Source organism: Lysinibacillus xylanilyticus, from assembly GCF_001183605.1.
Lineage (GTDB): Bacteria > Bacillota > Bacilli > Bacillales_A > Planococcaceae > Lysinibacillus > Lysinibacillus xylanilyticus.
In genome coordinates this window covers 1,750,603-1,766,702 of sequence record NZ_LFXJ01000005.1, presented here as the reverse complement: position 1 = coordinate 1,766,702, position 16,100 = coordinate 1,750,603, and the positions used below count along the sequence as shown (strand labels likewise).

13 protein-coding genes and 1 pseudogene are annotated in these 16,100 nt (G+C 37.4%); 12 read left to right on the top strand and 2 right to left on the bottom strand.

Features of this window, described 5'->3' with window-relative positions:
- The first annotated feature begins 69 nt into the window (after positions 1-69).
- The 8 genes and pseudogenes from ACZ11_RS11510 to ACZ11_RS11475 all read left to right on the top strand — a co-directional run bounded on the left by ACZ11_RS11510 (position 70) and on the right by ACZ11_RS11475 (position 11,131).
- The gene (locus ACZ11_RS11510; protein WP_049666183.1) at positions 70-720 is read left to right on the top strand and encodes a helix-turn-helix domain-containing protein; all 651 of its coding nucleotides are present in this window, start codon (positions 70-72) and stop codon (positions 718-720) included.
- A gap of 76 nt (positions 721-796) precedes the next feature.
- On the top strand, positions 797-1,765 hold the full coding sequence (locus ACZ11_RS11505; protein WP_049666181.1) for an LCP family protein: 969 nt from the start codon (positions 797-799) through the stop codon (positions 1,763-1,765).
- An 815-nt stretch (positions 1,766-2,580) separates the two neighbouring features.
- Positions 2,581-3,549 (top strand): 2-keto-3-deoxygluconate permease, encoded by a 969-nt coding sequence (locus tag ACZ11_RS11500; RefSeq protein WP_049666179.1) that lies wholly within the window; start codon positions 2,581-2,583, stop codon positions 3,547-3,549.
- 223 nt (positions 3,550-3,772) lie between these two features.
- Complete coding sequence (locus ACZ11_RS11495) at positions 3,773-5,482, top strand: NAD-dependent malic enzyme (protein WP_049666177.1); 1,710 nt, start codon at positions 3,773-3,775, stop codon at positions 5,480-5,482.
- A gap of 341 nt (positions 5,483-5,823) precedes the next feature.
- Complete coding sequence (dcuS, locus tag ACZ11_RS11490; RefSeq protein WP_049666176.1) at positions 5,824-7,425, top strand: DcuS/MalK family sensor histidine kinase; 1,602 nt, start codon at positions 5,824-5,826, stop codon at positions 7,423-7,425.
- The gene (locus tag ACZ11_RS11485; RefSeq protein WP_049666175.1) at positions 7,422-8,129 is read left to right on the top strand and encodes a response regulator; all 708 of its coding nucleotides are present in this window, start codon (positions 7,422-7,424) and stop codon (positions 8,127-8,129) included. Before dcuS ends, ACZ11_RS11485 begins: the two co-directional genes overlap by 4 nt.
- Before the next feature lie 15 nt (positions 8,130-8,144).
- Positions 8,145-8,430: pseudogene (locus ACZ11_RS11480) on the top strand (NAD-dependent malic enzyme); the annotation flags it as partial.
- Positions 8,431-8,971: 541 nt separating this feature from the next.
- Positions 8,972-11,131, top strand: a complete 2,160-nt coding sequence (locus ACZ11_RS11475; protein ID WP_049666172.1) for an alkaline phosphatase PhoX — start codon at positions 8,972-8,974, stop codon at positions 11,129-11,131.
- A gap of 330 nt (positions 11,132-11,461) precedes the next feature.
- Here ACZ11_RS11475 and nhaC read toward each other — a convergent pair whose 3' ends face one another.
- Complete coding sequence (gene nhaC / locus ACZ11_RS11470; protein WP_049666170.1) at positions 11,462-12,844, bottom strand: Na+/H+ antiporter NhaC; 1,383 nt, start codon at positions 12,842-12,844, stop codon at positions 11,462-11,464.
- Positions 12,845-12,966: 122 nt separating this feature from the next.
- Positions 12,967-13,734 carry a sulfite exporter TauE/SafE family protein gene (locus tag ACZ11_RS11465; protein ID WP_049666169.1) on the bottom strand — a complete coding sequence of 256 codons (768 nt, stop codon included), beginning with the start codon at positions 13,732-13,734 and terminating at the stop codon, positions 12,967-12,969.
- 65 nt (positions 13,735-13,799) lie between these two features.
- Between ACZ11_RS11465 and ACZ11_RS11460 the strand changes: the two genes are divergently transcribed.
- The 4 genes from ACZ11_RS11460 to ACZ11_RS11445 all read left to right on the top strand — a co-directional run bounded on the left by ACZ11_RS11460 (position 13,800) and on the right by ACZ11_RS11445 (position 16,090).
- On the top strand, positions 13,800-13,985 hold the full coding sequence (locus tag ACZ11_RS11460; protein WP_049666167.1) for a hypothetical protein: 186 nt from the start codon (positions 13,800-13,802) through the stop codon (positions 13,983-13,985).
- 135 nt (positions 13,986-14,120) lie between these two features.
- Positions 14,121-14,741: a DUF47 domain-containing protein gene (locus ACZ11_RS11455; protein ID WP_049666165.1), complete on the top strand. Its 621-nt coding sequence runs from the start codon at positions 14,121-14,123 to the stop codon at positions 14,739-14,741.
- Positions 14,742-14,756: 15 nt separating this feature from the next.
- Positions 14,757-15,773, top strand: coding sequence for an inorganic phosphate transporter (locus tag ACZ11_RS11450; RefSeq protein ID WP_049666164.1), 1,017 nt, complete (start codon positions 14,757-14,759; stop codon positions 15,771-15,773).
- 26 nt (positions 15,774-15,799) lie between these two features.
- Positions 15,800-16,090, top strand: a complete 291-nt coding sequence (locus ACZ11_RS11445) for a hypothetical protein (RefSeq protein ID WP_134008383.1) — start codon at positions 15,800-15,802, stop codon at positions 16,088-16,090.
- Positions 16,091-16,100: the final 10 nt, after the last annotated feature.

Genomic DNA, 16,100 nt, shown 5'->3' with positions numbered 1-16,100 from the left:
AGAATGAGATTTTCATAATAGACAACTGCGTGAAGTCATGTTAGTCACTGTAAGAAGGGAGAATCGAAGATGGCTGAGCAGAGAAACAGTAATACACTTGGTTTATTGCTGAGAGAGTTATTGAAAGAACATTCATTATCTATGCGGAAGTTTAGTGAACTCACTGGAATCGACACAGCTACGATCTCACGGATAATAAATGGAAAGAGGAATGCGACACCACAACATTTAGAAAAATTTGCTAACTGCCTTGATGTTCCTTTAATCAATCTTTTTGAAGCGGCAGGATACGCCATAGAACAGAGACAAGAAGAGTCAGATTCAGATATTCATACGTCTGTTGATGCAATACAATCTCTTCTTAAATCTTCTAATGTTTATGATGATGAATTTTCGGTGTCACATGTAGAACAGAAACTAGAAAGCTATGGACTCTATGCGCAAACAGAAGAAGGTAAAAATACGATTCATAAGGATTTTGATGAAAAAATTAAAAGTGTAGGAAGCATAGGCCCATTTATAAGCAAATTAAAAGAGTTATATGAGAAATTCTCACTGGGGAAAGGAACACTTTTTGAACTAACCGTAATCGGAAGTACTTTATTATATTTTATTATTCCTGTAGATGTTATACCGGATTATCTATTTCCTATTGGTTATTTAGACGATGCAATAGCTGTACAACTTACTACAAAGACATTAATTAAAAAAATAACTTAGAGTTTAACTTCTTCACAAAACCGATTCCAGACGCAATTATGCCGAGGAATAATTGATAAGATAGGTGGATTTAATTATGAAAAGAAGTAAAAAGAGCCGTAAATGGCTAAGAAATTTGTTCTTGGCATTCGCATTAGTAATCGTAGCAGGGATTATTTATGGGGTTTATCAATACAATAGCGGATTGGCTATGGCAGACGATGGTCTGTATAAAGATGACCAAAAGGCGTATGACCCATTTGAAGGTGCGGATGTGCAATTTGGTCAGATTAATGTGCTATTAATAGGAAGTGATGCTAGAGACGAGGACGGTAGATCGGATTCGTTAATGATTGCACACTATGATCAAACGACGAATGATGTAAAACTTGTTTCTATCATGAGAGATACGTATGTCGACATCCCAGGGCACGGAATGAATAAAATAAATGCTGCTTTTGCTTTTGGAGGTCCTGAACTTGTAAGGAAAACAATTAAGCAGAATTTTGGTATTGATGTTAATTACTATGCTCTTGCTGATTTTAAAGGATTTCCTAAAATTATAGATCTTTTAGCACCGGATGGGATTGAGGTTGATATTCCTTATGAAATGTCTTATGGAATTGGTATGACCTTACATCCTGGAAAACAAGTTTTACATGGTAATGAGTTATTAGGTTATGTACGATTCCGCCACGATCGTTTAAGTGATTTTGGTCGAGTGGAACGCCAGCAAGAGGTTTTGACGAAGGTGAAAGAACAAATCGGTGTATCAAGCTTAATGAATTTGCCAAAATTACTTGGTGTTGCAGATTCATACTTTGATACAAATGTTGATAATAAAACAATCCTTACAATTGGAAAAGGAATCGTAAATGGAAAATCTAAAGGTATGGAAACTTTACGAATTCCTGTTGCAGATTCTTATGAAGATAAACGTACGAATGTAGGTGATGTCTTAGATATTAACTTAGATAAGAACAAACAGGCATTAGAAGAGTTTTTATCATCAAAGGACAATGAAGCAGATGACGCTTCATCTTCGGAGTCAAAGGGATCAAACTAATTAAGTAGTTAGTTGGCCAATACACAAAAAAATTAGAGTATGTTTTGAATAATTATTCCAAAACATACTCTTTTTGTTGTTTTATGGGTTCCTTTCCGAGAAAAGTGCTATTGACAATCCCTCCTTACACAATTATACGGGGGATTGTCTTTTTTAAATATTGGAAAGACACTTTTAAAATTCCAGATACAAAGAAATCTTTTTGAACACATCTATTAACTCACCAGCAATAAAGCTAAGTTCTTCACAAGTTTTTACATAGAAAATAAACTCCTGAAATTGCTCCAGGCGCAGATAAAAGATCGTACTAAGTTAATTTTCACAAGATAAATCTCTTAATCGCATAGGCAACACCATTTTTCACTATAGCAAATTGTCGTGTAAGTACTCCGCTTTTTCATCTCTTCTTCTGCATTCCTCATAAAGAAAGCGCTCAAGTAAAACCCCATAATTTTTTTAGCTATTTCTTACTTTTGAAAACCTGTTTATTTTCCCTGTCCGAATCGGTGGATGTTCGACTTTCGATTATAAAAAATGCAATGGTTCTTACCTTGATTATGTGGGGTGGCATTTTGCTAATTCGATGATTAATGATAAAGGCTGCTTACTTTTTTTATTTACAAAAAGGATTATTTAACTTTCATAAACTATGAAAACGGTTTTCATCCGAATATGATAGACACGTAACAAAGCAAAGGGAGATAAAAAATAGTATAACATGCGAGAAAATTGGAACCGCTTTCTGCAATTAACGGAGAAATTGGTAAAATAATCGATTCACTCGAAGTTATAAAACTATTTTAGGAGGGGTAAAAATGCAAATTCCAATTAAGAAAACGCTTGATAAAATTCCAGGTGGAATGATGGTTGTCCCACTTTTTTTAGGGGTATTAACGAACACATTTTTTCCGGAAATTTTAAAAATAGGAAGTTTTACAACAGCATTATTCAGTAAAGAAGCATCATCAACTATTTTGGCATGTTTTATGTTTTTAATTGGTTCACAAATTAATTTCAAATTAGCACCTAAGGCAATAAAAAAAGGTGCAATATTAATAACAGGAAAATTTATAGTGGGTGCTGGAATAGGTATAACTGTAGCAATGGTTTTTGGGCCTACCGGAATACTAGGATTATCACCATTAGCCATCCTTGCAGCGTTATTAAATGCTAATGGTGGATTATATGCATCTCTTGCCTCATCGTATGGTGACGAAACCGATGTAGGCGCATATGCTGTATTTTCTTTAAAAGATGGTCCATTTTTCACATTAGTTGCATTAGGTGCATCTGGCCTTGCCACAATTCCTTTTCAAACACTTATAGGAGTATTAATTCCAATAGTAATAGGAATGATTTTAGGGAATATTGATTCTGATATGAGAAAGTTCCTTGGAAGCAGTAAATTATTATTAATCCCATTCTTCTCATTCCCATTAGGTGCAGGGATGGATCTTTCAACTATTATAAAAGCGGGAGGTCCTGGCATACTACTAGGATTAATAGCTGCATTCACTGGAATTGGAGCTTACCTACTTTTGAAGTTATTTAAAGAAAATCCTATAGTTGGTCTAGCAACAGGATCAACTGCAGGAAATGCGGTAGCTACACCAGCTGTTGTTGCAGCAGCAGATCCAACCTTAGCTCACATAGCACCAGGAGCTACCGCACAAGTTGCAGCAGCATGTGTAATATCTGCAATAATCTGTCCGATTATTGTTAATTATGCATATAAAAGATCCGAAAAGAAAAAAGCTAAAGAATCAATTGCAAGGGCAACATGAACAATAAAGTAAAATTCTATGGTTATCCCGGCCATCATAAAGATGTAACTTTTTAGCCAGTTTGAAAATGAAACAAAGATAAAGCAGTCAGCGGTTTCACTGTCTGCTTTGTTTAGTTCAAAAAAGGGTCATTATGTTAAAAAATAATGAATGAGGAAAATTTTGTTAACGTGGTTTCAGTATTGTCGGAATAGCTATTTTAAAATAGAAGGAAGGAAACACCATGAATATACCTAATAATGTTATTATAACTACAATAAAAGGAAAAGAAGTTCTCTCCAATCCTTTTTTGAATAAAGGAACAGCTTTTACGAAAGAAGAAAGAGAAGACCTTGGACTTGAAGGTCTGTTACCGCCACAAGTACTCACCCTTGATGAACAAGTTAATAGGGTCTACGAACAATATTCGACGCGAACGACGAATCTGTTCAAAAACGGGCTGCTTTTTGATTTATATAACCGCAATGTTGTCTTGTTTTACCGTCTTTTGAAAGAACACTTGGCAGAAATGCTCCCTATCATCTACACTCCTACTGTCGGTGATGCAATTCAGTCATACTCTCAAAGCTACAGACGACCAGGTGGCTTATATCTTTCTATTGAGGATCCTGAGAGCATTGAAAAGGCATTTTATAATCTAGGAAAGCAAAAAAATGGTATTGACTTAATCGTCGTTACAGACTCTGAAAGCATTCTTGGTATCGGGGACCAAGGGATAGGCGGTATTAATATTGCGATTGGTAAACTTGCCGTATACACGGCTGCAGCTGGTATTGATCCAAGCCGTGTTCTGCCAATCGTGATGGATGTTGGCACGAACAATCAGGCTTTGATTGCAGATCCTATGTATATCGGAAACAAATTCGCACGTGTCCGCGGTGATCGTTATGATCAATTCATTGATTTATTCGTTCAGACTGCAAGAAAGTTCTTTCCAGAGGTTCTCATTCACTGGGAGGACCTTGGCAACGTCAATGCGCGAAAAATCTTGGACAAATACGGTGACAAAATCCTTACCTTCAACGATGACATCCAGGGGACAGGTGCTGTTACTCTTGCTGCTATCATGTCTGCTTTAAAAGTAACAGGAGAATCCCTGAAGGAACAGCGCATTGTTGTTTTTGGACCAGGAGCTGCCGGCATTGGTATCGCAGACCAAATGGTAGATGCCATGGTTCTAGAAGGGTCTACCAAAGAAGAAGCCTGTGATTGTTTCTGGGCTGTAGACTATCGTGGTCTACTAACAGATGAAACACCAGATGTTCTTAACTTCCAGAAGCCTTATACAAGAAAGATGGATGAAGTTAAGGACTGGGGTAAGAATGAGGAAGGGATCATTTCATTAACGGAAGTAGTTCAAAGGATGAAGCCGACCATCCTGATTGGTACTTCAGGACAAGCTAGCGCGTTCACTGAGGAAATTGTTAAAGAAATGGCCAAGCACGTTGAGCGTCCTATCATATTGCCTATGTCCAACCCTACGGCACTGACTGAAGCAGTGCCAGAAAACCTGATTATGTGGACCGATGGCAAGGCTCTAATTGCAACCGGCAGCCCGTTTGCCAATGTAGAATACAAAGGTGTTTCCTATGAAATTGGGCAGTCAAATAACGCATTTGTATTCCCAGGCCTAGGCTTGGGAGCGATTGTTGCCAAAGCTGAAGTTATCTCAAAAGGAATGTTTGCAGCTGCTGCATATGCGGTTGCAAAAATGTCAGACACAAGTAAACCTGGAGCATCATTGCTGCCATCTATTGAAAAGCTTCATGAAGTTTCAAAATATGTAGCCATCGAAGTAGCCCGTGCTGCAATAAGCGAAGGAATTGCAAGAATAGATATTCAAGATGTTGAAAAAGTTATTGAAGATTCTATGTGGAAACCTGAGTATAAAGAAATTAAGAGTGTAGGTACTTGGACAAAGATTAATTCCTAAGCATATTAAATAGTTAAATAAAATGCCTGTACTCCTGGTAATTAATCGAACTTTCGGTATGTTCTAGATAGAAGTCAAGGGGTAAGCTGAAAATAGGAAGCCCTGCATAATAAAACAGAGCCTAAATATTGAATGAAAAATAAAGATGGAGCAATAGTTTTACGTTGACTCCATCTTTATTTCTTTACCATACCTTGCCCAATCATGGCGGGTGAAATTTTACTAATAAGATGATCTAATATTGAGACTGCAAAGCTCTTCCAGAGAGCTTCGCGGTCTCTATGAATGTAAAGGATAAAATTTATTCATACTATAATTAAGCAGTTAACCTGGAGGAGATTATGAAAAAGGGCAGATTTAGTTTACAAGTCATCATTATTATTTTTGTATGCCTTGTCGTCGCTTTGTCACTTGGTATAACCGATTTGCTAATTAGTAATAGAATTACCTCCAGTGTGGAAGAGACACAGAAAGAAAAGGCACTCAATATCGCAAAAATGATTTCCGTAAGCCCGCAAGTGATTGGGTCTCTTGAGGGGGAAACAAATCCGAAAGAAGTACAAGCTTTTGCCAATCAAATAAAAGATTTAACGAATGTTAACTTCGTTGTCGTCATGGATATGAAAGGAATACGACTTTCCCACCCGGATCCAGATGAAGTGGGAAGGAAGTTCAGGGGAGGAGATGAAGGGCCAGTCCTTCAAGGGAAAGAGTATGTATCCATCTCAAAGGGTATTCTTAGCCCCTCCATGCGGGCTTTTACCCCAATAAAGAATCCACAGGGAAAACAAGTCGGCGCAGTTGCTGTAGGGATTTCTTTGGAAACCGTAACGAAGGCTGTACATAAAGGTCGGATGGGCATGGTGATCGGGACATTAATCGGAATACTTATTGGGGTAACAGGTGCAGTGGGATTGGCCAGGGTTATCAAAAAAATCCTTTTGGGACTCGAGCCGTTCGCTATTGCCAGGCTGCTTGAAGAGCGGAGTTCCATGCTCCAGTCTGTCCGTGAGGGGATTATAGCCATTGACCAAGAAGGAAAAATTACCCTTGTAAACAGGGCAGCCCGAAAGCTTTTTAAAAAAGCCGGTCTAGAAGGGAATCCAATGGGACTCAAAATAGAAGATTATTTACCTAGTACCCGTTTAAACCATATTTTGAAGTCTGGAGGAACTGAGTTTGACCAGGAACAGGATCTGCATGGGGTTACTATTTTAGTAAACAGGGTACCGGTAGTAGTGGATAATCAGCCGGTTGGAGCAATCGCTACATTCCGTGATAAAACAGAAGTTCAGTTATTGGCCGAACAGCTCACAGGTGTACGCAATTATGCGGATGCTCTACGTGCCCATGCCCATGAATTCATGAATAAGCTGCATGTCATTCTTGGACTTGTCCGTACTGAGCAATATCATACACTTGCAAACTATGTGAGTGAAACGGTTAACCACCGAGAAACGGAAATGGGTTTTGTAACCGAGAATGTTCAGGATACAGTTCTAGCCGGATTTTTGATTGGCAAGCAAAGCTTTGCAAGAGAATCAGGTGCATCACTATCATTTGATTGCTCCAATAAGCTTCCCAAGCCTGTGAACCAAGAAATCACCAATGACCTGATAACGATTATTGGAAATCTCGTCAATAATGCAATGGAAGCGATAGCGGACAGTCCTATTAAAAAAGTTGACTTAAAGCTCGATTACGCAGAGGATATTTTAACAATCGAGGTTAAGGATACAGGGATGGGAATGACTAAAGCAATGCAAAATAAAATATTAGATAAAGGCTTCTCCACGAAAGGAGATAATCGTGGGTTAGGGCTATATCTTTTAGCTAAGGCTATTGAAAGACTAGAAGGGGACCTAATCATTTCTTCCAAGCCGGGAAAGGGAACGAATTTTGCGGTATATATACCTTATAAAGCAGAGGATGAAGAGGCATGATCAATGTAATGATTGTCGAAGACGACCCTATGGTGGCGGAAATCAATAAACGATACCTTTCTAAGATTGGTGGGTTCCGTTTGGCGGCAATAGCCAATTCAGTCGATGAGGCTATCCGTTTGCTCGGAAAAGAGGAAATACAGCTTATACTTCTGGATATTTTTATGCCGGGTAAGCCGGGCCTAGAGCTATTGGCGTATCTCCGGAAAAATGAACTTGAAATCGATGTAATCATTATTTCGGCTGCATCGGATTTGGAACGAATCAAGAGGGCATTAAGGTACGGCGTTGTCGATTATTTAATAAAGCCTTTTAAATTTGAAAGGTTCAACGCTGCTCTTGTCAGCTATCAGCAAAAGACCCGGCTTACTGGTACACTGGAAGCAGTCAGCCAGCAGGAGCTCGATAATTATCTTTTGCACAGGGATGAAGCTGCAATAGTTGAAGAGCTCCCAAAGGGGTTGACTAAAGATACCTTAAAGCAAGTCTGGGAAGCGGTTCAGGAATTGAAAGAAGGGCCGTTTTCCACCGAAGAAGTGGCAAATGTTGTGGGCATTTCAAGAGTCTCTGCGAGAAAGTATCTGAACTTCTTAAAGGATTTAGGAATCCTTGATGTCAAGGTTATTTATGGAACCATCGGAAGGCCTGTTTACCAGCATGAATATAACCAAATTAAAGAGTACTTAATAAAAACCTTTCTGTAAAAAGAAGAGGAACCCATGAATGTTCTTGAAAATGTAATTCTTACAACATTAAAAGGAATAGAGGTTCTTTCAAATCCTTTTTTGAATAAAGGAACCGCTTTTTCTAAAGAAGAAAGGGAAGAGCCTGGACTCGACGGCCTGTTGCCACCTCAGGTACTCAGGCTTATGAGCAATATTCAATGCGGACCACCAATCTGTTTAAAAACGGGTCCTTAATGATTTATATAACCGCAATATCGTTCTGTTTTATCGTCTTTTGAAGAACCATTTTGCAGAAATGCTACTGATTATCTACGAGCCATACAACCGCCACTACTTTGCGAGAATTAAACATCTCTCGTTCGACAGCTATTTGCCTATAAGCAGTACTAGTTAAAGTCTAAATAATTTTGAGTTTGGCCAGTTACCCCTTATTTTCTCACACCCAGTAAAGATAGAGATTCCTGAACGATAGAATTAATTTTAAAGCGTAATAGCATTTTTATCAGTACTATTCTATATTGAAATTCTAGTAAATTTGTTTTAGTAATAAAGGTTAAACTTCATTTAGATATGCTACGGAGAACCGAGTCATAAGTAATTGAGTTTTTGTGAAAAACAGAGAGACAGCACCATTCCATTACGTGTGGATGGCGCTGTTTTTGGTAAATGATATTTTAAATTTGAACGATAAAATCCAGCTTTTAATTCCTAATCGTGTCATTCTTTTCATGGAATGTTACAAAAAAGAACCCCTAGTAACATCAAATGTTAATAAATACTAAATATAAAATCAATAGTAAATTAACATTCACATAGTTTAATAAAACTGTACAAAAGGAATCTACTAGGAGGATTATTTGATGATTAATAAAAAACTTGTGAAAAAAGGTGCTACTTTAGCACTTGCCCTAGCTCTTGCAGTTCCAGCATTATCACCGACAGCGGTGAATGCTCAGAAAAATATAACAATAGAGGCTGTTAAATTTAATGGAATGAAAGCACCATCTACTATTGAAGAAATGGTAAAAACTTATACAACCGCAACAGTTGATGTGAAATATAGCAATGGAAAAGTAAAAACATTTCCGTTGTCCTACAACTACCTATTTAAATCAGAAGATAAGGTAGCAACTGTTAAAGGGAAAAAAATCCCTGCAGGTACACCAATTGATGTAAAAGGAAATCCAATTAAGGACCCAAGCAGCACAGACGGAAAATACTTTGTTTCCGATGCTCCGGATTCAAATAGCTTAATGATGCCTATTAATGGAAAACTATATATGGTTACACATTATGAATATCAAACCATTGATGCTGCTGGAAAATCAGCATACGGTTTAGTTCCTGCCTCTATGTCTTTAACTGAGTTGGAACAGGACAAAAAAACAGGTGAATTGAAACCTGTAAAAGTAGAAAAAATTGATTTTTCAGCAGTAAATGGACTTTGGATTCCATGTAACGGATCATTATCTCCTTGGAATACACATTTAGGTTCTGAAGAGTACGAACCAGATGCACGACTTTTCTTAGATCCAACTTCGAAAGTAAGAAGTCAAGTTGAAACATTCTCTCAATTCTATTTTGGAGATAAAGCAAAGGCTAATCCTTATTTCTATGGATACACTCCTGAAATTACAGTAGAAAAGAACGGGAAAACATCAGTTGTAAAGCATTATAGTACAGGACGCTTCTCTCATGAGTTAGCGAAAGTCATGCCTGATAACAAAACTGTTTTTTACGGGGATGATGGCGGTAATACAGGAATGTTTATGTATGTGGCCGACAAAGCAAAAGATTTATCATCAGGTACATTATATGCAGCTAAATTTAAACAAATTGGTACTGAAAACGGTGGTTCAGGGGATTTACAATGGATTAATTTAGGACATGCAACCGATAAAGAAGTGAAAGCTATTATTGATAGCGGCATTACATTCAATGATATTTTTGAAACTTCGGATGCGCCAAAAGAAGGTTTTACAGCTATTAAAACATACTCAAATGAAGGGAAAGTTGAGTATTTAAAACTTAAACCTGGCAAAGAAAAAGCAGCAGCCTTCCTAGAAACTCGCCGTTACGCTGCCATTCTAGGTGCGACTACAGAATTTAACAAAATGGAAGGTTTAGCACTAAACGAAAAGGATAAAAAAGTATATATCGCAATTTCCGATCAAAGTAAGTCTATGGAAAAAGATTCAACTGGAAAAGACCCAGCAGACCATATTCAATTACCAAAAATTAAAGCTGGTGTAACTTATCAATTAGATTTGCAAGGTGGTCAAAAGGATAGCGAAGGAAAGGCTATTCATAGCTCTTATGTAGCACCATCAATGTCTGGATTAGTTGTTGGTGAAGATTTAAAACAAGCTGATTCATTTGGTAACACTGCAAATGTAGATAAAGTAGCCAATCCAGATAACTTAAGTTACTCTGAATCAATGAGAACACTCTTTATTGGTGAAGATAGTGGAGCTCACACAAATAACTACGTATGGGCATATAACGTTGATACGAAAGAATTAGATCGGGTCTTATCTGTTCCAGCAGGAGCGGAAGCAACTGGATTATTTGCTGCTGATGACCGCAATGGATTCTCATACATTTTCAGTAATTTCCAGCATCCTGGTGATGAAGTAGATGCTAAGTCAATTACAGCTGTTAATAAAGATGAATTACTTAAAGCTGTTGACGAACAAATTGGTATTAATAAAACAGGTGGTATTGGTTATATCTCTGGTCTGCCTTCTTTAACAAATATGCCAGATTTCACTGCACCTGATGCTCCTAAAGTAAATAAAGTAACAACAAAATCTAAATCAGTTACAGGTACAACTGAAAAAGATGCTACTGTAAAAGTTTATAACGGGAAAACATTGATAGGGAAAGCAAAAGCAAATTCAAAAGGGAAATTCACTGTGAAGATTGAAGCCCAAAATGCAGGCACAAGTCTAACTGTTGAAGCTAAAGACAAGGCTGGAATCAAAATTGAATCAACAGTCATAAAAGTTGCTTCTAAATAACAAACACTTACATTTATTGTGCATATATAAAATGAAAAGGGCTGTCATAAAAGTGACTTTTGTGACAGCCCTCATTCTATCCCATGGTTTTCTATTCTTGTAATTGCAGGAGACAGAAATAAAATAATTAGAGAAGGAAATTTACTTCGCAATTTCTCTTTCAGAGGACCAATAAAGTTAAATCTTTTGTAATCGGCTAATACATGCCTCATATTGTCCAAATTGCTCTACGTTCTTCCATATCGAAAGCAAAGTGACAGCTACAATTATACCGAAGCATAGATAGAAAAAAAGTAGCTGACGAATTCATCAGCTACTAATCTTATTATCTTATTTTTCAAGCTTCGTTAATGTTTTACCGCTCCAACCAAAGATAATCGTCAAAATTGGTCCGAGTAGACAGAAGAAAGTGAATGGTAGGTAAGACGTTGTTGGTATATCTAGTACACTAGCAATAAAAATACCACAAACACTCCATGGAACTAGAGGATTGACTACAGTACCTGCGTCCTCCATAACACGAGAAAGATTTTTAGGGGCAAGTCCTACTTTCTCAAACTGTGCTTTAAATGCTTCACCAGTTAATAGGATGGATAAATATTGCTCACCAATTAATGTGTTAACACCAATCCCCGTAATAGCTGCTCCTGTAATAACAGAGCCAGCGCTTTTAAAGAGGCTCTCTACCTTCGCTAAAATACTTTGAATAATACCGAGCGTAAATAATAAACCGCCCATTGTTAATGCTAATAAGACTAAGGCAATTGTAAATAGCATACTGTTCATACCACCACGGCTCAGTAATGCATCCACGTCTTCATTGCCCGTAGTAGATACATAGCCTTCAAAAAGCATTTTAAAGACATTTGATAGTGCAATCGGTTCTTGTATGTAGGCAAGTCCAACACCGATAATTGATACAACTGCGAGTGTGATAAGTGCAGGCGCTTTATAAAAAGTCATAATAACAAGAACAACAATTGGCAATAATGTATACCAATGAATAAGTCCAGTTGACAGTAATCCCTCTTTAAAGTTTTCAACTGTTTCAAATGAAGTATTTGCTTCTGTTGGCGATAAAATTGCATAAAGGACGAATGAGATGACGAATGCTGGAATCGTTGTCCAACCCATATTTTTAATATGCTCGAAAAGATCGACTCCAACCGTACCAGATGCAAGATTGGTTGTATCCGATAGGGGAGACATTTTATCCCCAAAGAAAGCTCCTGAAACAATTGCACCAGCCGTTATCGCTAAAGAAATGTCCATTGCACCGGCAATTCCCATAAAGGCAACGCCCACTGTTGCAACAGTAGTTAAAGAACTACCAACTGACACACCAACGATACTACAAATCAAAAATACGATTGCAAAGAAAAAGCTTGGTGTAACTGTTAAAAAGCCGTAGTAGATAAGTGTTGGAATTGTACCACCCATAATCCAGCTCGAAATTAAAATACCAATAAAGAAGAAAATAAAAACTGCCCCAAGTCCAGCACTTGCACCAGCAATCATCCCAGATTCAAGCTCGCGAAAAGGAACTTTTTTAAGTAATCCATAGGCAATTAAAAGTGAAATGACAAGAAAAATAGGTATATGGGGTGTCGCTTTTAAATACCCAATACTGAATGCCATCGTGGCAATAATTAAAAATATAATAAAGCCTGCCTCGATAAATCGAGGGTTACTCTTTGCTTCTATTCGAAACATGCTAATCCTCCTACTAGTTACTTCTTCGCTTCAACGCGGTGAAGCCTAAAAGAATTATAGCACGCTAATAAATTTTGTCAATCGATTGATAAAAATTGTCAATCAAATCGATAGGATTTTCCTTAATGGGTACTAAAATAATCCCATGCATTTTTGACTATTAATGTACAAGTCATAATGATAAAAATAACACGCATCATTTTTGTTCCACGTTTCAGCGCAAATTTTGAACCCAATATCGCACCGAAAATCATGACGAAGCCCATAGGTAGACCGTATAAAAAATTAACCTTTCCTAAAAGTAAAAACATAGCAAGCGCGGCTAAGTTCGATGTGAAATTAAAGGCTTTTGCATTACCCGCAGCCTGCAAGAAATCATTTCCCATCATTAATAAAAGGAAAATAAAAAAAGAACCAGTGCCAGGTCCGAAGAAACCATCGTAAAAGCCAATAGCAGCAAAAGCGCCAATAAAGGCTATTTTCTTCACAGTACTTAATGTCCGCTCTTCGGGTTGCTGACCCCAATTTTTTTTGAAAACCGTATAAGCTGTTACTAGTACGAGCATAACAAGCATTAGAGGCTTTAAAATAGCTGGTGATACGAGATGCACGGTGTATGCACCAATGAATGAACCAATAAAAATAAAAGGCATTATTTTCTTATTCTTTTTAACATCAACCTTGCCAGCTCGTAAAAAAGTTAACATGCTAGTCCCATTGCTGATTGTATTTGCTAGTTTGTTTGTGGCAATCGCTGTACTCGGGGGTAAACCAACAGCCAAAAGCGCAGGTAATGAAATTAATCCTCCGCCACCGACAATCGCATTTAAAAAGGATGCGATAAAGCCAAGTACTAAAAGTATTACAAGTGATAGTAAATCGATGTCCATATGTATGATACTCACATCCTTATTAAGTTACACTTTTCTTATAACAGTACTGCGGATTGTAATAAATGACAATGCAGGAATGTAAATATCGTTTACAATTCCTTAACATTCATAACGATAAAAAAATAGAAGGGAAAAAAGTTTTTTCAAGTATTTTTATAAAAATGAAAGAAAAAACGGTAATATTTGAAGAAAAATCGATAATTTTTGTTATCGAGTTTCCAACGTTTGCAACTTGGAAATGTGCCTAAAAATAATTGTGGCAAATTTTATATTACATTTTTGTAAATTCAACTCGTTTATGTTTAAAAATCTGTAGAATTATGTGAAAGTTTTGTTATGATGATTGCAGAAATCGACAATATTCATTCAACAGGAGGAACACGATGTTCAACTCAAACAAGCAAGATCCATTTTTCAAAGCATTATTAAATATTTCTAAAAATGTCAAAGAAGGTATTTACTATGCACATAATGCACGTATTGAAAATATAGATTCACTAAAAGAAATCGCAGACACAATGAAGCAATATGAAACAAGTGGAGATAAATTAATTCACGAACTTATCGTTATGCTAAATAAATCATTTATGACACCTATCGAGCGTGAAGATATTTTAGCACTTGCCAATAAATTAGATGATGTTATTGATGGTATGGAAGGCTGTATTGCTCATTTTGACATGTATAATTTAACAGAAGTGACAGAGCCGATGCGCCAATTTTTAACATATATTGCGAAAAGTACAGACGAAATGGTCCAGGCAATGGAGCTATTAAATAGTAAAAAACTTGTTGAAATGCGTAAACATGCTATTCAAATTAAGGACTATGAGCGTGAATGTGATGAAATTTTCCGCTCTTCTATGAAGCAATTATTTATTCAAGAAAAGGATCCAATGCGCATCATGGTGTTCAAGAGTATATATGAACAATTTGAAGATATTGCAGACTACTGCCAAACTGTAGCAAACACAATTGAAACAATAATTATGCGTAACGCGTAAGATGGAGTGTAGGAAATGGATACGATATTACTGATAACAATATTAGTCGTTATGTTCGCGCTTGTGTTCGATTTTATTAACGGCTTCCATGATACAGCCAACGCGATAGCAACTTCTGTATCAACAAGGGCATTGAGGCCACGTACAGCAGTATATATGGCTGCAGTTATGAACTTCGTTGGAGCTATTACATTCGTTGGGGTAGCGAAAGCATTAACAAAGGATATTGTTGACCCGTTCAGCTTAAATTCTTTTGATGGAGATATAACAGGTTCTGTCGTTATTTTAGCGGCATTATTATCAGCGATTACATGGAATTTAGTAACATGGTACTTTGGGATTCCATCTAGTTCATCACATACATTAATCGGTTCTGTGGCAGGTGCTGCAATTGCAGCTGCCGGCTTTAATGTATTGAACTATAGTGGCTTTATAAAAATCCTTCAGGCGCTTATTTTTTCACCATTACTTGCGTTTGCAGGCGGTTTCTTAATGATGTCTTTATTTAAAGTGTTATTTAAAGATATGAACTTATATCGAACGAATAAAGGCTTCCGAACAATGCAAATTGGTACAGCAGCATTACAATCATTTACTCACGGTACAAACGATGCGCAAAAAGCGATGGGGATTATTACGCTCGCATTAATTGCAGGTGGCTTACATCACACAGATGACATTCCTTTCTGGGTACGTTTTGCAGCAGCATGTGCGATGGGTCTTGGTACATCAGTAGGTGGTTATAAAATCATCAAAACAGTCGGTGGCAAGATTATGAAAATCCGTCCAGTAAACGGGGTTGCAGCAGACCTTGCTTCTGCATCCATCATCTTCGGTGCAACATTAATTCACTTACCAGTATCTACAACGCATGTTATTTCTTCATCTATCATGGGAGTAGGAACAGCGCATCGTGTAAAAGGTGTTAAATGGGGCATGGCACGTAAAATTATAACAACATGGGTAATCACCATGCCAATTTCCGCAGTCATGGCTGCAGGTATTTACTTTATATTAAGTTTATTTTTCTAACATATTGGGAGGAATGCACAAATTATGTGCATTCCTTTTTTTATTTGAAATGGATTTATCGTGGCAAAGAGACGAGTGGAGCGATGGAAAGTCCGGGCAGAATGACGGATAGAAAAGGCGAAGCGACGGAAAGACCAGTCGAACGACGGATAGAAATGGAGAAGCGACGGAAGTCCGGTCAGAACGACGGATGGAAAGGAGAAGCGACGGAAAGAATGGTCAGAACGACGGATAGAGATGGAGAAGCGACGGATAATCCAGGCAGAACGACGGATAGAAAAGAAGGCGACGGAAAGTCCGGTCAGAACGACGGATAAAAACCGAAAA